17 protein-coding genes and 1 tRNA gene are annotated in these 20,608 nt (G+C 44.0%); 3 read left to right on the top strand and 15 right to left on the bottom strand.

Annotated elements, in window-relative coordinates; translation table 11 throughout:
* Positions 1-6: 6 nt before the first annotated feature.
* The 4 genes from F7D73_RS04035 to F7D73_RS04015 form a co-directional block, all read right to left on the bottom strand.
* Positions 7-507 (bottom strand): exonuclease domain-containing protein, encoded by a 501-nt coding sequence (locus F7D73_RS04035; RefSeq protein WP_153122397.1) that lies wholly within the window; start codon positions 505-507, stop codon positions 7-9.
* Between the two features lie 24 nt (positions 508-531).
* On the bottom strand, positions 532-1,989 hold the full coding sequence (locus F7D73_RS04030; RefSeq protein ID WP_153122395.1) for a hypothetical protein: 1,458 nt from the start codon (positions 1,987-1,989) through the stop codon (positions 532-534).
* Between the two features lie 75 nt (positions 1,990-2,064).
* Positions 2,065-2,370, bottom strand: a complete 306-nt coding sequence (locus F7D73_RS04025; RefSeq protein WP_153122394.1) for a hypothetical protein — start codon at positions 2,368-2,370, stop codon at positions 2,065-2,067.
* A gap of 890 nt (positions 2,371-3,260) precedes the next feature.
* Positions 3,261-3,770: a hypothetical protein gene (locus F7D73_RS04015; RefSeq protein ID WP_153122393.1), complete on the bottom strand. Its 510-nt coding sequence runs from the start codon at positions 3,768-3,770 to the stop codon at positions 3,261-3,263.
* A gap of 406 nt (positions 3,771-4,176) precedes the next feature.
* On the opposite strand from F7D73_RS04015, the gene F7D73_RS04010 reads away from it, so the two are divergent.
* The 3 genes from F7D73_RS04010 to F7D73_RS04000 all read left to right on the top strand — a co-directional run bounded on the left by F7D73_RS04010 (position 4,177) and on the right by F7D73_RS04000 (position 5,150).
* Positions 4,177-4,407: a hypothetical protein gene (locus tag F7D73_RS04010; protein ID WP_153122392.1), complete on the top strand. Its 231-nt coding sequence runs from the start codon at positions 4,177-4,179 to the stop codon at positions 4,405-4,407.
* Between the two features lie 49 nt (positions 4,408-4,456).
* Positions 4,457-4,666: a DUF4248 domain-containing protein gene (locus F7D73_RS04005; protein WP_153122391.1), complete on the top strand. Its 210-nt coding sequence runs from the start codon at positions 4,457-4,459 to the stop codon at positions 4,664-4,666.
* A 187-nt stretch (positions 4,667-4,853) separates the two neighbouring features.
* Positions 4,854-5,150: a hypothetical protein gene (locus F7D73_RS04000; RefSeq protein WP_194256843.1), complete on the top strand. Its 297-nt coding sequence runs from the start codon at positions 4,854-4,856 to the stop codon at positions 5,148-5,150.
* A 257-nt stretch (positions 5,151-5,407) separates the two neighbouring features.
* Here the strand turns inward: F7D73_RS04000 and glmM are convergent, their stop codons facing one another.
* From glmM to F7D73_RS03945, 11 genes are all read right to left on the bottom strand, one after another.
* Positions 5,408-6,799 (bottom strand): phosphoglucosamine mutase, encoded by a 1,392-nt coding sequence (gene glmM / locus F7D73_RS03995; protein ID WP_153122390.1) that lies wholly within the window; start codon positions 6,797-6,799, stop codon positions 5,408-5,410.
* 50 nt (positions 6,800-6,849) lie between these two features.
* Positions 6,850-7,542, bottom strand: a complete 693-nt coding sequence (locus F7D73_RS03990) for a DUF4827 domain-containing protein (protein WP_153122389.1) — start codon at positions 7,540-7,542, stop codon at positions 6,850-6,852.
* A 192-nt stretch (positions 7,543-7,734) separates the two neighbouring features.
* Positions 7,735-8,769, bottom strand: coding sequence for a DHH family phosphoesterase (locus F7D73_RS03985; protein ID WP_437182287.1), 1,035 nt, complete (start codon positions 8,767-8,769; stop codon positions 7,735-7,737).
* Between the two features lie 15 nt (positions 8,770-8,784).
* A complete protein-coding gene (locus F7D73_RS03980) occupies positions 8,785-9,696 on the bottom strand; it encodes a nucleotidyltransferase (RefSeq protein WP_153122387.1) in 912 nt (303 codons plus the stop codon).
* A 156-nt stretch (positions 9,697-9,852) separates the two neighbouring features.
* Complete coding sequence (locus tag F7D73_RS03975) at positions 9,853-12,252, bottom strand: BamA/TamA family outer membrane protein (RefSeq protein ID WP_153122386.1); 2,400 nt, start codon at positions 12,250-12,252, stop codon at positions 9,853-9,855.
* Between the two features lie 14 nt (positions 12,253-12,266).
* Positions 12,267-17,030 carry a translocation/assembly module TamB domain-containing protein gene (locus F7D73_RS03970; RefSeq protein ID WP_153122385.1) on the bottom strand — a complete coding sequence of 1,588 codons (4,764 nt, stop codon included), beginning with the start codon at positions 17,028-17,030 and terminating at the stop codon, positions 12,267-12,269.
* A gap of 19 nt (positions 17,031-17,049) precedes the next feature.
* Positions 17,050-17,718 carry an RluA family pseudouridine synthase gene (locus F7D73_RS03965; protein ID WP_153122384.1) on the bottom strand — a complete coding sequence of 223 codons (669 nt, stop codon included), beginning with the start codon at positions 17,716-17,718 and terminating at the stop codon, positions 17,050-17,052.
* Between the two features lie 29 nt (positions 17,719-17,747).
* The gene (gene fabG, locus F7D73_RS03960) at positions 17,748-18,506 is read right to left on the bottom strand and encodes a 3-oxoacyl-[acyl-carrier-protein] reductase (protein ID WP_119249530.1); all 759 of its coding nucleotides are present in this window, start codon (positions 18,504-18,506) and stop codon (positions 17,748-17,750) included.
* A 30-nt stretch (positions 18,507-18,536) separates the two neighbouring features.
* Entirely contained in the window at positions 18,537-19,133 is a 597-nt protein-coding gene (locus F7D73_RS03955; RefSeq protein WP_153122383.1) for a TetR/AcrR family transcriptional regulator, read from the bottom strand.
* Positions 19,134-19,294: 161 nt separating this feature from the next.
* Positions 19,295-19,370, bottom strand: a tRNA-Met gene (locus F7D73_RS03950).
* A gap of 245 nt (positions 19,371-19,615) precedes the next feature.
* Positions 19,616-20,011: a lytic transglycosylase domain-containing protein gene (locus tag F7D73_RS03945; protein WP_420377621.1), complete on the bottom strand. Its 396-nt coding sequence runs from the start codon at positions 20,009-20,011 to the stop codon at positions 19,616-19,618.
* Positions 20,012-20,608: the final 597 nt, after the last annotated feature.

Genomic DNA, 20,608 nt, shown 5'->3' with positions numbered 1-20,608 from the left:
AAACATTTAAAAGTCTATGAGTTTAATTGCAATGGCAGCGCAAGCTTCCGCATCAGCCATTGCATGGTGATGTTTGGTGAGGTCATATCCACAATATGCGGCAACAGTTTGAAGTTGATGATTGGGAAGTTTGTCCCCCAACAATTTTCTTGAAGCACGGCATGTGCAGTAGAATCTATACCCAGGATACTCCATGTCGTATGCCTCAAATGCAGCCTTCAGGCAACTCTCGTCAAACGGACTGTTGTGGGCAACCAATGGTAAGCCCTGGATATGTGGTGCTATTTCTGACCATACTTCTGGAAAATCCATAGCATCATCAGTGTCCGCATTGGTCATTCCATGCACTTCTGTACACCAGTAAGTGTAGAAATTGGGAGTCGGCTTTATCAGCCGATACAGCTTGTCCGTTACCTTGCCATTGCGCACAACTACCACTCCAACACTGCACACGCTGGAGCGGTGCTGGTTGGCTGTCTCAAAGTCAATTGCTGCAAAACTTTTCATATTCGAAAAATCTTTTTCTGTTAGTCAATTGGCGGATGATGGTACAGATTCGGATATCAGTTTTATCCAATGCTGCAGTTTGTTTCCTACGACCTTTGGATCTAACGAGCCTGTTTCTTCCAAGTTGATGAAGCAGTCTTCTTGAATTTCGCTGATTCTGTCTGCCAATCCGATTTTATTCAAAGTTTGTTTGAGCAGTTCTCTGTCGTTAGCCCTATTGCCCAACTGAATGATTGCTGATTCCTTACCCTCAATAGGCATAGTATCCATATAGATTTTCCCTTCCGCATCATTCTGGTATTCACAGGCAAGAGTAGACCAATACCAAGTGAACAAATACCAGTCTTTCTGCTTGCCTACAGCCTTCATCCAACGGGTTGTAAGATCATTCTTCATGATGACAGATTGCAGGTATTCCACCTTGTCTATAATATACTTCCGTAGTTCTAAGGAAGATTCAAATTTCTGCAAGAATTCTCCTTGTGGAGTGTCAAAACATAATGGCGGATATTCCCACCACTCTCCATATCTTCTTCGACCTCCATTCTTCCATTTCAGGCATTGCGAGAAATTGGAATCGTTCTCATAACTTGCCTCCAAATAGTAATGACCATCATGAAATCCCATGTATATTTCGCCCAGAACACCATCTTCCCTTTTTAGCCACAAAGGACGTTCCTCGGTTATTGGCTCGGGGTTTACTGTCCATCCTGCGTTTTTCCATCTTTCAATAGCTTTTTCCCATAAACTCCCAAGATTGCCTGTACTTTCTTTCTCTATGCTATTTGCCTTTGGGTTATTGTCGTCAGCAAGTTCTGGGCTATTTTGAGTTGTCGCTTGCGTTATTAGCGTTGATATATTAGAAAGCAAATTTACATCAACAACGAGATGCTCCTTTGGGGAATCTTCACCCTCATTTGCATTCTGATATGCATCGTCAAATTTCTTGATAGCATAGTCTCTGTCTTCTTTGTCGAATTTTTCAAATTCATCTGGATACAAATCCTGTCTGAATGCTTCTACCACATCAAACAGACTGGCTATTAGTGCTGTCTGCGGAGTATGTTCATCACCTTTGTTTGGACAAGTGCTTTTTATCACGCCATTTACTGCGTCACTTATAGTCTTGATGAATTTAGGGTCACAATGCATGGCTACAAGAGATGTCTGGAATTGAAGCTCCATCTTCTCACTGTCGGTTAATTTTCCGTCTTTTACGGCTTTGTAGAGACTGTTGAGAAAATTCTGATATATTTTCATTTTTTCCTCGAATATTTTAGAATCCCGTTTCAACGTTCCCTCTTTTTGGGTTTGTCCCTGAAGAAGCACCTGTGTTATGGTTGCCGTAATGACAACACCTAATATCGCAGCCATGATTCTGCCTGGCAATTCAAAATCCGTAAAAACATTGAAAGCTACCGCAATAGCACATATCATACAAGCAGCAATTGCTGTGTATGTGAAGAATCTTTTGTTTTCCATAAAAGAGCTATTTTTCTGGTGTCATAAAAACAAACTCCCCATTATGACAGTGGAGAGTTTGTTGGTTACTAAATTTTATCTTGCAACACGAGAGCTTATTTTCTTTCCCCAAGCATCGTATGTATGAAGCCACGAATCTTTTCTGACAATGAATTGATCAGCGCAGATAGAAACATAGTTGCCAATGCTTGTTGAAATTGATTTGATTTTTTTACCTTGCTCATCATAGGTGTCATACCAATAGCCTTTCATAACAATGAAAAACCTGTCACTCCACCCCAGCAGTTCTCCGATGTTATCAGAAATGCTTTTTGCTTTTTTGCCTCGTGCATCGAATATCTCATAAAAATAGCCTCGATGCTCAATACTTGATATTGCCATATTGCAAATGTCTTTTGCCAATGGCTACCATGTTGGCTTGTTTTACAAAAGGTTAGTATATATACAAATGAAAACGTGGAGCCAGTCCTGTCACCCGTTCCACTTGTTAAGGCCTTCGCATTGCCCTGTTCGTCGAAACGAGCAACGCCGAAAGCCCCACGCCAGTGTAAGAATATAGAAAGCACTCTTGACAACGAACGATAGAAACGTCCGAAGCCAATGAGGGCTGTATATAATACACCCCATGAGGCGTTCCCGTTGCTTTGTCTTTGACGAACAGTTGAGAGTTTGCGAAGTTCTAACAAGTCAAAAACCAAGCGTACAGTTACGCCTTATATGTATATATGTCTGCCCAACCTCTGCCCATCGGGGCTTCCGGTAATGGGTATAGGCGTTACAAAGATAACACTTTTATCTTGGGAACCACTTTATTTGGCTGGAAAAGTATGATTTTAAGGTCTGATTTAACACTATTAAATATGAATATGCCAAAGAATTCCACTTTTGCGTGATTTTTCTTGCTGAAAAGTTTGTATTATCAATGATTACTTGTATCTTTGCATAGTCAGTTCCCACCAAGCCTCTCAACGATGCTCAAATGCGTGGGGCTTTTTTGTTTTTATGGGTATATGGCAACAAGAATTCCGTTTATAAAAACATATTCCACGCCCCATGAGTTAGTGCAGCTACTCAAAACAAGAGGTATGGAGTTTTGAATCTTGGATTAAAATCTTTACCTTTTCGTATCTAATTAGGCTCACACGGATCTCACGGATTCAAACTACTTCCAGACTCTACAGTTTTTGGTTTTACAGCACCCCCTTCCAGCCAGCTTTCGCCAGCAGGAAGGCGGCGCCTTAATGGTTCTAAATCAAACTAAAAAAATGAAATCATTTTTTTCCAATCTCGTCCTGGGCCTTCTTCAGGGCGCGGATTCTTAACTCCTTCTCTACTCGCTTCTTCACTTCCTTCTCTATCATGTCATCTAAGATCTGGTCGAGAGGACGGGAGAATGGATGCCAACCGTAATCGGCATTCTCCTTCGTGTGACAGAACAACACCGTGCCAATACCCATCCATACCTTCAGGCAAACCTCCTCGCTAGTATAATGGGGGAAAATCCAATTGGTAAAACGAACAAACTCGGAGAGCAACATATGCTCGCCCTTGTTCAAATGGGTGAAGAAACTGCGGGTCAGGTGAAACGCTTTCTTGATGTCACTCTTCTTCAACACCCAGGCACGCATGCCTTCGGTCAACTCATGATAAGTCGCCTTCTCTGAACAAATGTGCTTGGCAGACTTCACTAACCGGTTTGACAACTTGTCGAAACGCTGCTCAGCAGTCTTCGACGAAATCTCAGCCGCGAGCTTCAACTTCTCAGCGGCAGAAAGAAGCACTTTCTTTTTTCCATTCCTAAAACTTTTAAATAAAATTAGTACTTAAATTATTTATTTTTACCACAATGTGGTAATTTTCGATTTCCGATATCGCCCTTTTGTCGTAACTTTGCTGACAGTTACCGAATGGTGAACAGCGGGGTGAACACTTGCCCCAAGCATTCACCTTTTCGGCTCCGGGGTGAACCCTAATAAAAAGAACTTTGTATATACAGCGCATGCTAGAAATATAAGAGTCTCTATTATAATGGGTTATATAGTGTTTTTAACACATTATTAACGCTAAAGGTTGGCATCAGGGTTCACCCTTCACCGACTTCATCGCCAAGTGTTCACCCACACTCTTTCTTAGAGAACGTTGCAAACAACAAAGTAGAATATTAACAACTAATAATTTTTAAACAAAATGAAAAAAGACCAAAACATCAACAGCATGAATGGGACAGCTACGATGCCATCGTACTTCCCTTGTATCAAATCTTCGGAGAGCCATCCACTTGCCGACTTCCTCAAACCGACCTACATGTTACAGCTCGACTTCGACCATGTGAAGAAGGAAGATATGGTCATAGAGAAGGAACCTATCGAGCTGAACAGCGATGCTGCCGTCGATCCTACGGATACTTTCGAGGACTAAGTATCTTACTTTCAACCCGTAAGTATAATACTTAAACATCAAAAGCTATATGGATATAAGAAGCTATACGAAGCAGGAACTGGCCCTGCTCTATTTCCCCGATTCGTCACCCGTGGTGGCAAGTGCTCATCTGATGCGTTGGATTTGTCGCAATCCCGACCTTCTGAAGAAGCTTCATAAAAGCGGATACGACAAGAACAGCAAGGAATTCACACCTATGCAAATTTCCTATATTATCTATTTTCTCGGTGAGCCATAGGCTTCCAAGTATGAGAAAGTATGAGAAAGTGTGAGCAAGTATGAGAAAGTATGAAGTGGCGTTTTCAGATTTCGTATCTTTGCATTGTCATTCAAAGAGGATGATGCTCCTGCCCCATCGGGGGTAGAAGGATACCATCACTAAATTAACCACTTTATGATTCAGTACGTGTTAAAAAAGAACATCAATGAGAAGATGCCGAATGCCTATGGCTATCCATCTGCTGGTGCGTATCATCGTGAAGGCATACGCAGCCGGACTGAAGTGTGGCAGCAAGGAAGGCACTCAGCATCAGCTCCACATGCCTACCCTTCACGGTATGCTGCTGAACAACGTGAACATCCTCTTGAACGAGGCTCCGCTGAAGGGCGATCCTGAAGATCCTGTTGCCCTCTTCAAGGAGGCATGCAAGAATGAAGAAGAAAACATCAATGTACTGTTCAATACATTGAACGATACCATGAAAGAGCTGGCAGAGGAATAAGTTTTCTATCAAATTATACCGGAACTAAAATAACTGCACTTCAGCTGGGCAACGAGCGCACAACACGTGTTATGCAAGCGCACAACAGCTGATATGCAAGCGCACAACAGCTGTTATGCGGCTTTAGAAGCTGACTGTTCCGAAAATAAATAAGTAATATCCGGACAACTTTTACTATAAACGAGAACGACTTCTCACACTTATAAGCATTGCTGCCTATAATTGTGAGAAGTCGTTCTCATATATAATACAGTATCTTACTGCATATCATAAACTACCTGCATGAGCTTCTTACCAAGTTCATCAGCCTGCTCCATGGTAGAAGCCTCACTATATACGCGGATGATAGGCTCGGTGTTACTCTTGCGGAGGTGAACCCACTTGTCAGGGAAGTCAAGCTTCACACCGTCGATATCAGTAACAGTTACATCCTTCTCCTTGCCATACAGCTCCTTCACCTTGATGAGGATAGCATCTACATCGGTAGAAGCGGTCAGGTCGATGCGGTTCTTGGCGATGAAGTAGTTAGGGAAACTGGCACGAAGCTCGCTTACCTTGCAACCCTTATGAGCCAGACTGCTCAGGAAGAGAGCGATACCAACGAGGGCATCACGACCATAGTGGCTCTCAGGATAGATAACTCCACCATTGCCTTCGCCGCCAATCACAGCATGAACATCCTTCATCTTGGTGGTTACATTCACCTCACCTACGGCAGAAGCACAATATGAACCGCCATGCTTCTCGGTTACATCACGGAGCGCACGGGTAGATGAAAGGTTGCTGACGGTGTTACCTGGAGTCTTGCTCAATACATAATCAGCTACACTTACCAGGGTATATTCCTCGCCAAACATCTTACCATCCTCGCAGATGAAAGCCAGACGGTCAACATCCGGGTCAACAACGATACCCATATCATAGCCACCCTTCTTCAACTCATTCATGATGCCACCGAGGTTCTTCTCCAATGGCTCTGGGTTGTGAGCGAAATCACCGGTAGGTTCAGCATTCAGGAATGTATATTCTACGCCGAGTGCATCGAGCAACTCAGGGAGAATAACGCCACCCACAGAGTTGATGGCATCTACACAAACCTTGAAGTGAGCATTCTTGATAGCCTCAACATCAACGAGCTTCAATGCAAGCACCGAGTCGATATGGCGCTTATTGAATGTATTATCTTCTGTATATTTTCCGAGAGAATCAACATCAGCATACTCGAAGTCCTCCTTCTCAGCGATACTCAACACCTCGCTACCATTGGCAGCAGTCAGGAACTCACCCTTCTCATTCAGGAGTTTGAGAGCATTCCACTGACGTGGATTGTGGGAAGCAGTAATGATGATACCACCAGCAGCACCACTCATGGTTACAGCAAGCTCAGTAGTAGGAGTAGTAGCCAGACCAATGTTCAAAACATCGTAGCCCATACCCATCAAGGTACCACAAACTACATTCTTAACCATCTCGCCCGAGATTCGAGCATCACGACCTACAACGATGGTATTACTCTTCGAAGCACCGCTACGACGAATGAAGGTAGCGTATGCAGAAGTGAACTTTACGATATCGAGCGGATTCAAAGTATCGCCCGCTGGACCGCCAATTGTACCGCGGATACCAGAAATAGACTTAATTAATGTCATAATTATATCTTTAAAATGAATTATTAAGGAAAATTCTTCAACAAACCGGATTATCTTCCTCGCTGGATAAGCAAATCATAGAAATATGCATTCACACTACCCGCAGCGGTTGTTGTACCGTATGAATGAGGAATCAACAAGCGAACATGGGCAACACGCTCTGCATCGGTCTGAGGACGACCAACCTTTATCCATGTAAAAGGAACGAGCCATCCACTAGGTACTACACCACTGACACCATAATTCTGACTGGCATGAGCTGTAGCCATCAAACTGGTCTTGGTATCAAAAGTGGCCTGGAAGGTTCCGGTGGTATTGGTTACCGTCATCTTATCTATATAATAAGAATAAGCAGCTACCTTATTAGAGAGTGTCCATGAATCTTTACAGATCTTGGCACGGGTATTGATGTTATATTCATCGAAACGCACCAATACATCTGCAGTTTCACCAGATTTGATAAAATCGCCACAGCCCTGCTCCAATACCTGCATATACACACCATTACTGTTGAACAAGACATACTCGTTCTTGCCATTGGTATGCTCGGTAAGAGTCTTACCCTCTTTAAATCGCTTGGTAAACTCATCCTCTGAAATAACGGTGATATTCTCATTCTTCAGGAAGGCAGCGATAGAATCAAGTTCACGGTTACGCAAGTCTGCGTAAGTCTCATTATCACTACATGCGGCAAACGAGAAAACGGCCGCAAAAGCTATTATTGCAAACAATAATTTCTTCATTACTATTACTTAATGTCTGAATTACTTTGTATTAAAATCTAAATTATTGCGCAAAGTTACAAAAAAGAAAAGACAACACCGAGAGGAATAGGAGGATTTTATTATAATTTATCACTTATTATCATCCAAATGCCTCTTTCGGGGTTGTTTCTTCTTATTTTTTCACTATTTGCCGGATTTATACCCGAAGTTTTACTTCAATAAATCGGCAAATGTCATAATGGCTTTCTGGGCTATCAGCTCAGCTTCTTCTATGCTGCAAAGCAATTTGCCACCCGATGCGTTGAGATGACCGCCACCATTGAAGAACTGCTCTGCCATCTTATTGCATGGGAAATCATCTACCGAACGGAGACTTACCAGAATACGGTTATCAATGTCGGTATCCTCACGGAGAGAGATAGAAAGCTTATGTCCCTTGATGGTAAGAGGCACATTCACCAATCCTTCCAAATCGCCCTTGATGAAATCATATTCCTTCAATTCCTTACGGGTAACGGTATAATAACTGGCATGAAGTGACTCGATGACCTGCAACTTCTCGTTCATCAGATGACCACGGAAGCGGACTGCAGACACACGGGCGTTATTGAATACGTTGCGATAGATCTTATCCTTATCGATTCCCTTGGTCAGCAACTGGCAGATGATGTAATAGATGTCCGGATTAGAGGAATTATAAGTAAATCCACCGGTATCGGTCATCATACCGCAGTAAACGCAGGTTGCCCAGGTCTTATCCAACTCAGGGAAACCACCCAACTGCCATACCAATCGGAACACCAGTTCGCTGGCACTGCTGGCATGAGGCTGGGAAATCATCAGCTTAGCCTCCAGATTAGGAGCCAGATGATGGTCTATCACAATGCGCTGCGCCTTGCAACCGGCAAGTACATGATCCATCTCGTCAAGACGTCCGGTGCTGCCAAAGTCAACACAGAAGACGAGATCAGCCTCATCAAATGCCTGCTGCACCTTCTCCGGACGCTTATCATATCTTACTATGTCAATACAACCAGGCAACCAGGAAATGGCATCAGGTATCATATCCGGTACACAAACCATTGGCTCCTTGCCTAGAGAGCGCAAATAATAAGCCCATCCCAAGGATGAGCCAATCGCATCGCCATCAGGTGACTTATGGGCACAAATAACAATACGACGAGAAGCCGCTATAGTCTCTCGGAGAATAGCGGCTTCCTGATCTGATAATATGTTTAAATTAATATCCATCTAACTGAATTAGAAGAGTTTGTTTGGATATACACCTTCATCGATAAGACTCTGAATCTTATCTACCACACTCTGACGGTCTGCTGCATAAGTTACACCAAACCACTTACTTGTAGTATCGAGAACCTTTACAGTAGAAGTACCCTCGTTGATGAGCTTGTTGACCATCAATGGGATAAAGAATTCAGCCTTCTTGTTCTCCATGTTCTTAGGATCGCTCAAGAACTCCTTGAAGTAAGCCTCACTGTGCTCGAAGTAATCAGGTGTGAAGCCCCAGACATTCATGGAAACAGGTGTGTTGTCCTCAACAGCAACCCACTTGCCTTCCTCGTCCTTGTAAGATACCTTACCATCGATGCGCATAATTTCAGTGCGCTCAACGCAAGTGGTCAGGTTTTCCTTATCATCCTTAGAGCAGATACCACGAGCTACAGTACCATTGTCGCTCAAGGTGTTGCCTACACGGAAACCAACCATAGCATAACGGTTCTGGCTACCCTCTGGAAGTTCAGAGAGGAACTTGCCCATAACCATGAAGCAATCGCGATTGTAGAAGTCATCGCAGTTGATTACGCAGAAAGGTTCCTTGATGATATCCTTAGCCATCAATACCGCATGGTTAGTACCCCATGGCTTCTCTCGACCCTCTGGTACGCTGAATCCCTCTGGGAGGTCGTCCAATGCCTGGAAGCAGAGCTCTGCAGGAATATGACCCTCATACTTAGAGAGGATTTTCTCACGGAACTGATCTTCGAAATCCTTACGGATAACGAAAACGATCTTTCCAAAACCAGCCTGAATAGCATCGTAGATACTGTAGTCCATAATAGTCTCACCATTAGGACCCAGACCATCGAGCTGTTTCAAACCACCGTAACGGCTACCCATACCAGCAGCCAAAAGCAATAATGTAGGTTTCATATTGTATATATTTTAAATAGTTGATACTAAAAGAATACCGATGCAAAAGTACAAAAAAATATGCACGTAGCGGAATTTTTCTATCACTTTTTTTGATTTACATCAACATTTCTCATTTTCTACCCTTAACTCCGGGCAATTTGTTCTCTCAATTCACTAAAAAGGATAACCCACTGCCAAATGCAGGCTCTGATTTTTCTTGAAGCTAGGGATATTGTAGAAGCCGCTCTTGCCGGTATCGTATGGCAGATGCAAGCCGATTCCCCAATCTACACGAACCACGAACATGCCCATATCGTAACGGATACCCACACCGGTACCTACAGCCATCTGCTTATAGAACTCTCCGAATTTGAAGGCTTCATTCTCTGAGAGATCAGCATCCTTCATCCATACATTTCCGGCATCCAGGAACAGAGCACCGTAAAGGTCGCCCCAAATGCGGGGACGATACTCCAGATTTGCCTGGAACTTGATATCACCCGTACGCAGGATATTGGCATATTTATTACTAAGGTCACTATAATCCTGCCTTCCCGGACCGATACCTCGCACATTGAAGGCTCTGATGCTGTTGGCTCCTCCCACATAGAACATCTCGGTATATGGAGCCTGACTTGAGTTGCCGTAACTCCAGATGACACCTGCATTGAGATGGGCAACAAGGGTAGAAGTAGGATTCAACGTCCAATACTTCACGAAATCCGTCTCCATCTTAAAAAACTGAGAGTACTCATTCTTGAACATCGTCTTGCCATCCTCGCTCCATTTCTTACCCGCCAAGAGATAGCCCAGCGACAGGACATTACCGGCTTCGCTCACGGTCGTAGACCAGACTATAGGACTGCGATACTTCTGGGCACTGCGATAGGTATAGGTATAACTCATCTTCGGAATGAAGCGGTCTGCCATCGAAGTTGCCACATATACATTATTATTCATGATACTGTCAAACTTCGGTGAAGTATAATTCATATACTCATACGAAAGAATCAGCGGACTGAACGAGTGGCGATGCTGATATGATGTTGCCCAATCGTAAGTCAGCTCTCCTCCAGCCACATGGCGACGGAAATAACCGGCACGGTTCAATATGTTCATAGACGCCTTCACCGTGGTGGTTGGCGTACCATAGTAACGATGGGGCATATGACCGTTTCTGAATCTGCGCTCGTTCTGCGCCATCGTACGGAAAGCATTCCAAGGGGTTATGATACTTGGGAAGGAAAGTGAGACATCCGAACCGAATTCATACGAATTGATCTTGCTGGAACTACCTCCCTGCCCGTTGATGGTTTGCCATTCATGCGAACCATGGACGTTGATATCGAGTTTCTCGCCTCCACGGAAAGCATTGCGCTTGGTTAAACCCACAACAAGTTCCGGACCTACTCTTCCCGTCGTCTTACCCTTGGCATTCGCCTCTATATAGAAGTCGTACGGTTTGTCAAACACCAGGTCGATGTTGGCATCCAGGGTGTCACGGTACTGAATATTTCCCAAACTGTCTATCACCTGGGTAGTACGGGGAACATACTGCACATTGGTATAACTGAAGAGTCCCATTGACTGCAATCCCGCCTTTGCCCTCGTCTCATCATCCACCATATAGAGTTTGCGAGGACGGAGTTTCAATTCTCTGAGTACCACGCCGGCACGAATCGGCATCTTCTTACCTGCATAGCGGAACTTCAGGTAGCGGCGCACGAAAGAATCGGTCATCTCCTCCATAAACTGCTTCTTGAAGTTGATGTTGATATTGCCGATATACCATTGGCGTGTTGCCTCAGGCTCTATACTGTCGACCATCGCCAGACGGAGATTCACCTTTCCTGGCGTATTTACCGTATCAGCAAGATAAGATGCATAACCGTTCTGATAGAAGTAATAGCCATGGTTACGGAAAAGTCGGGTGAGTCGCTGGCGCTCCTGTTCCAAGGACGAAACCTTGAAAGGTCGTCCCTTCTTGATGATAGCCTCCGACATGGTGGAGTCGATAAGTTGCCTGCCATGCTCAGGGAAATTGAGATAAGCGATGGAATCCAATCTCCACAGATGACCCATATCCACCTTATAAGCCACCTTGGCTTCTTTCGGATTACTCTGGGTAAGCACCTCATAATCTACCTTGCCATTAAAATAGCCCAACTTATCGAGCTGATGTTCTGCCACCTGTGCTCTCAACTGCGGATTCACATTAGCCATTAATTTAGGCTTCGAGCCAAATACCTTGGTAATCCATCGCGAGAGTGCATCATCCGATTGGGAAAAGGCATTCCATACCCATAAGCGGACAGGAAATGGTGTACGATAATAGCTGCTTCCCATGAAAGCACCCGTTGGCGCTGAAGCCAGGGCATACTCCATCTCCTCCTTCACCGAATCAGCATACGGATCAGCCTCATAGTTGGTGTATTCTATAGGCTTCAATCCTGCAAAAAGCTGCTCGCCTTCCTTCAGGGCACTCGTTGAGGAGCACCCTGTAAACAAAAAGCTGGACAGCATCACCGATACTGCTATATATATAATAAGGTGAAGTCGATTCTTCTTTCTCATATCACTAACTTATTTTACTTGGTCTTCAAAGGGTCGAACATCTGCGATGTCTTTGCCTTGTTTATCGTATCTTTCCCGGTTCCAGGAGATGCCAGAGAGTCTTTCCTGATTCCCGGAGCTGGCGAAGGACCTTGGGGCTGCTGCTTATCAGTCTTCAAGCGGAAGATATCCGTAAACTTGGAAAGCTTTCTGCGCCAGGTGAAACCACCGCCATATTCACCAATCTGACCGTCCAGCCAATCGTAGGTATTGGCATTGTAAAAGGCTCTTACATACATACTGGCTCCTTCGTTGAGTCGATACTGCACTTCCACGTTATTAAAGAAGGTCTCATTATTATTGGCATTCTCCAATTCGGCACCTGTTGATACCTGTCCGCCCACCGAGAAGCTCAAGCGATTGTTAAAGAATCGCTTGGCAAACTTAAAGTTATAATCTGTATGGGTTGCTCCGGCTGCATTGGTCTGGTTATCAACAGACATACCGACATCAAGTCCGATACTTCTCATGGCTGTACCGGCAATATTGTTGATTTCCGAATTGAGGAAGGACGTCAAGGCACTGTTCATAGAGAACGAGCTGGTAGAACCACCCGCCAGATACATTCCCGAAGCCAGCATCGTGATGGCTATCTTGCCTCGCTCCTCAACACTCATCGAACTCAACTCGTCCTGAACGGTCTGGTCGTTCGATGCAGAGATGATGAACTGGATGCCCGGTTTCTCCAAGGTCTGACTCAGTTTTACTCCGCATACGAAATCTACCGAACGTCCACTACCCTCACCTTCGTTGACGGTAGTCTTGATATCCTCCGTTGCCGTAATATTCAGGGTAGGATTAAACGGATCACCCGTGAACTGGATATAACTTCCGTCCTGAATATTGAAGGTCTTCAATGGAATGATAGGCAAGGAATACTTCATCTCACCATCATTCAGGGTATATCGACCCGTCAATCTGATACCGTCAGCCGTATTGTACCGCATCTGCAAATTGCCTCCTCCCATCAAATCCACATAGTTGGTCTTATCTGCATTCAAGGCACACAAGATACGTGCTGACTCGTCGATAGACATGCTCAGCAACATATCCAAACCATCCAGTGCCGGTTTCTGGACCACAACTTCCTTACCGCTCTTAAAGTTGGTAAACTTCACGAGCTCATCCAACTGATTATCGGTGGTCAACTCCGACTCACGCAGGATATAGGTCATATCGGTCTTACCCAATACATCCAGCTTACCCATCATCTTCAGATTGGACAAGGAGCCCTGCATACTTCCGAGGAAATTGACATACGCCTTACCGAAAGCTTCAGAACGTGCATTCTCCTGAGCATCTATCAGCAGGAAGTCCTGCGCCCTCATACGGATATTGAGCTTCATATTCTCAACATCAGTAAAGTCGAGGGCACCCTGGATATTGAGCGGACTCTCATTGTTGGCATACATCATGAAGTTCTCAAAGAGCAGCTTACTATCCGTAATGCGCACCGGATCATTGGCAAATCGCATGGAAATGCCGTATGGAACACTCACGAGATAAGCAGAATCGAGATATACCTCACCATCGATATCAAGATTACTCAAGGCGCCCTTCATCTTCAAGGCACCTTCTCCATATCCCTTCAAACCAAGAAGCTGATCGGGTACGAAACCATTGATGAAGTGAAGCGGGAGTTTCTCCAGTCCTACCTCTGCATCCAACTCACCGGCACCCTCCGATTTGTAGGTACCCGTAACGGTAGCCACCTCATTACCATCATAGGTAAGGGTGGCATCTACATAGTGAGAGCCGTCACTCTTTGGCATATAGGTGAACTCAGAACCCACATTACCCATCCTACAATGCTCGTAGGTCATATTATCAATCTTCAGATTAGAAGAAACAGAGAGTTCCTCCTTAGTCTGGATAAAGTGGAAGTCACCATCCATGATACCCGTGATATCCGGCATATACGGAATCACACTCAGCACCTTGTCCAGATTGAACCTGCTCATGCTGACAGTAATATCCTGCAAGGCATCCTCATTTTCATCATTGGAATAGAGACGCATACCCATACTGCCTGATGCAGCCTTCAGCACCAGATCGGCAGATACACGGCCATCATTACTCAACATCACATAGTTGGAATCATTAGCTACAAATTCCTTGTAACCCAATATCGGATGCGTATCAATCAAGGAAAGTTTCACACCATTAGGCTGCAACATGGCACCCAGTCCGACATCTACACCCAGTTTGTTGGCTGCATCATAGATACGTGCCTTGACATTGGAACCATGCTCCTGAACCTCGCCTTCTACCAAAGCACGGAACACATACTGCGGATTGTGCTTATTGTTCTGAACACGAGCCGAATAACGGATAGTATCTCCCTGCGTATGGACCAAGGCACGGATGGTATCCAGCTGTATGCCACTTGCTACCAGGGAATCGATATTCATATAACCTTCAAGTCCAGCCAAAGGCGAAGCATTCAAATCCATTTCTACAGACTTGAAGTCATATCCCATGTATTTGATGAAGCGCGAGATGAAATTATCCCTGCCGGTAGAGAGATAGATATGTCCGAGCGGGAAGCTGTTACGTATCTGCACCTGATCGATGCGACGGTTCTTAAACTGCTTCCACAATTCCTTCTGCAATCCCACCACTCTATCGAAGAGCATCTGATATCCACCATGCGCATCCATGTTCAGGCGGAAATCACCACAGGAAGCAATGGCATGGGTAGTATCCCTGGTGGTCAGCACATCCAGATTCACTCCTACCGGACGATAGACATTATCTCCTGCTCTTACGGTAATATCGTCCATAGAGGCCCATACCTTATGGTTATCCTTTAAATCAGAATGAATATCTATCTGTCCACAAAGTGAAACACCCACAGGCTTTTGGGTTATCTGTAACTGATACATGTCTGCATGGCGCACATCAGCCACCAAAGTAGCCTGCAACTTCTTGGTACTTGCCAAGGCACTCACGGCAATGACACCGTTCAGCAAATCGTTCTTACTATCCAGCGTGGCATGTATCTTACCATTAGCAACCTGCGCATCAGCCAAGACATCATGCAGATGATACTTGTCATAATGCACCTGATTCACTTTGGCTTTCGCCATCAGTCGGGTACGTGGTGACAGGAAATCCGTGCCCACACCCTTTGCCTCTACAGTTCCGGTAAAAGTGTAGAGATCCTGATGAGGCAAGAAATGTCTGGCTTGGATGTTTGAAGCCTGCAACTTAGCCTGATAAGCCAGACTGTTCATGTCCAGGCTACCGTCCTTGCGGGTCCTGGCATCAACAGTAGCATCCACCTTCATGCTTCCCTTACCCTCGGTTAGAGCCAGCCTGGTTGCATATTTCGTACCATCAACCTTTACATTACCATTGATGCTGATACCGCTAGGAATACGGATTTCCTGAGTCAAGGAAGGATCAAGCATCGCCGTCACCATACCGAGGTTATAGGTACGGGCCTGCAAATCGACATTCGCCTTCAGATGGTCCATATCCATCAGATTGGCAATGGTACCATCAGTACTCAACTGGAAAACCGTAGGCAGACTCAGCTTGACTCCCGAGAAGGAAGCACGCTGCATATTTCCCTTGAATGAGCCTTCTAACTTCATCGGATAGTAAGGCCATCTGTTCTTCATCTGCTTAGGCAAAGCATCACCTATAAAGAGGAAAAGATCAGAACGTCCCAAGGCTCCGTTGACACGAGCCATGATCTTGCCCGGATTTTTCTCGGCAAAAGCATTCATATCGAAATCTACAGAAGCCTGCAAATTAGAAACAGGGGTACGAAGATAGAGATCAGGCAACTGCATCTTCACAGAATCCATTACGAATCTGCCATAGAGCTGGTTGATTTTCAATCCGCTTTTCTCCTTCAACTTCGCTTCCTGAATCTTCACATCAATCCTAGAATCGCAGAAATAGAAAGAATCTGCCTTCAGTTCCATATCAGAGAAGGCAAGATGATTGAAATCCATACCCGGAACCGGGCGCTCAAAATTCTGGTCGTAGTTCACCCTTCCGTTCTTCCAATCCAGATGCTGTATCTGATACAGACCTTTATACAGGTCGAGATAGGTGGTGCGAGCCAACGCATCACCCAAATAAGCATTCACCTGAAGTGTATCTCCAGGCATGTGTAGGGTAAAATCGGTATTCTTTAGTTTTAGCTTCTGGATATTGATTTTCCAGAAATTAGTACTTGGAGTCGTATCAGGTGGAACAGTATCACTCAATTCCACGGACAACCTGGCATCCTTAATGAGCGCATCATTTACATTCACACGCTCTTTTCCCAAATCGATGCCATGTGCCACCAATTGCAACTTGCCCACATCTCCCTTGATGCGGGCTTCATGAATGAAATTGGTAGTATTCACCTTCATCCTGGTGAAATTGAGTTCATCCACCATCACCTGATTGCTGAAGAGTGGAAGCAACTGCACATCTACCACCATCTTCTGGATGTCGGCAACAGTATCCTTTTTATTTCTCAGAGTAAGATTTCTGCTGTTCTTCAGCGAATCGACAGGTTGCAGTACCTTCACGCCTTCCACTCCCAATTTGAGAGGGAAAACGAGTTGCACATGCTCAACAGAAATATCCATGCCCGTCGATTCTGAAGCATAAGAAGCTACTTGCTTTACCGCCCAATTCTGTACAGGTGGCAAGTAAAGCAAAACGGTTAGCAACAATATAAGCAAGAATGGAGTAAGGATTAAGACACTTACCCATTTCGCATACTTCTTCATAAGCATGGATATTTAATAGTTATGGAGCTATCGCTCTCCATAGATTATCATCAGGCAGAGGAGCTTCCACTATAATCGTTTCCTTAGATACCGGATGCACAAACTCTACCTTGTGCGAAAGAAGCGAGATACTGCCGTCGGCGTTGCTGCGGGGGGAACCATATTTCAAGTCGCCCTTGATTGGACATCCCATCTTAGCCAACTGACATCTGATTTGGTGATGACGTCCTGTCATCAGGTTCACTTCCAACAGAGTGTAATGATCAGTATGTCCTATCACCTTATACTTCAAAATCGCTTTCTTCGAATTCTTTACCTCATGATCGTAAGCATAGCTTTTATTCTGCTTTTCGTTTCTTACAATCCAATGAGTCAAGGTTGCCTCTGTCTCTTTTGGCATGTTCTTCACAATCGCCCAATAGGTTTTGTGAACATCGCCATCACGGAACATCGTGTTCAGACGGTTTAATGCTTTTGAGGTCTTGGCAAACACTACGAGTCCTGAGACAGGACGATCAAGTCGATGCACCACGCCTAGGAATACATTTCCCGGCTTCTGGTATTTCTCCTTGATATATTGTTTTACCGTCTCTGAGAGAGGTTCATCGCCGGTCTTGTCGCCCTGCACGATTTCACCACTTCTCTTAGAGACGATAATTATATGGTTGTCTTCGTAAACTACCTGCATGTTTTAGCTAAAAAACGGATGCCAATAGATTACATGTTCATACCACCATCGATCTGGATAACCTGACCACTTACGTAGCTAGACATATCAGAAGCGAGGAAGAGACAAACGTTAGCGATATCCTCAGTCTGACCACCACGGCGCAAAGGAATCTTCTTCATCCAGTCCTTACGGATTTCCTCTGGCAACTGTGCAGTCATAGCTGTCTCGATGAATCCAGGAGCAACAGCATTAGCACGTACACCCTTAGGACCCAACTCCTGAGCAATAGACTTAGCCAAAGCAATCATACCAGCCTTAGAAGCAGCATAGTTGCACTGACCTGCGTTACCATGAACACCAACAACAGAAGCCATATTGATGATAGAACCACTGCGCTGACGGAGCATGATTGGAGAGCAAGCGTGGATAAAGTTGAAAGCAGACTTCAAGTTTACGTTCAAAACAGCATCCCACTGAGCCTCTGTCATACGAAGCATCAAACCGTCCTTTGTGATACCTGCGTTGTTAACGAGAATGTCAATAGAACCGAAATCTGCATGAATCTGCTTAACAGTCTTCTCTGTCTCCTCGAAATCAGCAGCATTACCTGCGTAAGCACGACATGTCACGCCAAGAGCCTCAATCTCCTTACGAGTAGCTTCCAAACCAGCAGCCATATCATCGTTGAGTACGAGGTCAGTGAATGCAATATTAGCACCCTCAGATGCAAACTTCATTGCGACAGCCTTACCGATGCCGCGTGCAGCACCTGTAACAAGGGCTGTCTTACCTGTTAATAATCCCATTTCTTTTATATTTAATTAATTATCAATAAATTACAATTTCAATCCAGATTTACCCAAGGCACCATATACTACCTTGGCAACAAGAGGTCTGCTGGATTCTACATTCAGTCCATGTCCCAATCGTCCATAGATGAATGGTACTTCCAAGCCCTTGATACAATAATGAGTAATATCTGCAACGAGATCAACATTATCAATGTCAAACTCACCGTCTTCCTTTCCTTCAGAATAAATCTTTCTCAGAATCTCAATTTCATCCTCATCAAAATTCTTGCGAGCCTTCTCTACCATCCAGATATTACGGAAAAACTCAGCTCGCAAATTACCATTACGAACTACAGTTTCCTTAATCATACTGAGATGTGTATAAATAAGCTCTATGATTTTATCTTGAGGACGCATTTTGCAAGAGGCAACTTCATCGAGTCTCTCAGACAAACGATCCAACTCTGATTCTATCACAGCATAATAGACATCTTCTTTTCTGCTAAAATACGTATAGAGCGTACGGCGACCCTTACCAGAAGCTACAGCAATATCATTCATAGTGGTATTTGCTATACCGTTCTTTGCAAACAGTTGTCGGGCGACATCTACTAACTTTTGTCTTGTTTTGGAAATTGACATATTGAAGTCCCTCCTAATTAAAATGATTGCACATAAAAATATCTGTGTGCAAAATTAGTAGTTTTATTCGATATATGCAAATATTTAGTGTTAAATTATAAATATAGGGATAAAAAAGAATCGGATAGAATGTTGAATTACAACTTTCTACCCGATTTGCATGGTTGCGGCGGCAAGACTCGAACATGCGACCTCCAGGTTATGAGCCTGGCGAGCTACCAACTGCTCCACGCCGCGATATAATCAACTCATTTCTGAATTGCGAGTGCAAAGGTACAACTTTTTTCGATAACCGCCAAATATTTCTAGCAAAAAGTTATCTAATTAACAATGTTTTAACACTTAACAAGAAAAATGTAGTGATAAATGATAAATATCACCTCAAATAGCTAATAAAAGGTTGTCTATCTAAAAAACAGAAAGAGACAGAAAACAAAATCCGACCTATCCCAGCGGGACAGATCGGACATATCAAAAATCAATTACTTTTTCAAAAGCTTCATGACCTTCTCAAAATAGCGCTGGGTTCTCTTCACACTGTAGTGATTTCCACCATTCCAGGCACGAATCGCCTTCTCAATGCTATTAAGAGGATTGTGGACAGACTGCATCAGGAGAAACATCTCCTTAGATTTAGAAATACTATATCTATCTGCTAATGTGTAACGCTTCTTACTCTTCCTTTTCTTCAAGATGTCATTACACTCTGCCACTAAGATTGGGGTAATCTGCATAACACCAACAGAATTACCACTCTTTGCTTTGGGGTTACCCTCACTCTCTACCTGGATAATCGCTTCCATCACTGGAGTCCAATCGAAATCATCAGTAGAGGATACATTTCCATTTGTAGCAGCCGACGCTGTACATACTTTCATAACCAGCACCAAGATGCTGACCAATACCATTGTTATTCTCTTCATATTTTTTGTTTTATGGAACCTGAAAAGCTGAAATACAACATCAGTGATTTCGCGGTGGCAACTTGTGAGAAAAAGAAAGGCTGCTCATCTCAGTTCCGTTAGATACCTTAACGGATACCAATCTATGCGAAAACGCATAAACATGCTATCCTTATTCTTATCGTTTGCAAAGGTACAAAAAAAAATCGAAATATGCAAGTAATCTATTGATTATCAGCGCTTTTTTGAAGTTTTTAAACACTTTATAACAAAACGTCTTGACCTTAATCAAGCAGAAAAAAGGTAAAAAGGTAAAAGAATAAAAGGGTAAAAGAGTAGAAGAGTAAAAAGGTAAAAGGAAAAAACAGCTAAAAGAATCTGCGTCATCTGCGAATTGAAAATCGGCGGCCGAAGGGAAAGCCAAATCTGCGTGAGAAAAAAATCAGCATAAAAAAGCAATCAGCGTGAGAAAACAAAATCCGCATGAAAACAAAAAAGCCCCGACTACTTTCGTAATCGAGGCTCTTGATGAAAGAAGGCGGCTACCTACTCTCCCGCATTGCATTGCAGTAC

The sequence above is a fragment of the Segatella copri genome (genome assembly GCF_009494395.1).
Taxonomy (GTDB): Bacteria; Bacteroidota; Bacteroidia; order Bacteroidales; family Bacteroidaceae; genus Prevotella.
Note: the sequence above shows the minus strand (reverse complement) of the source record. Positions and strands in the feature narration are given on the sequence as shown.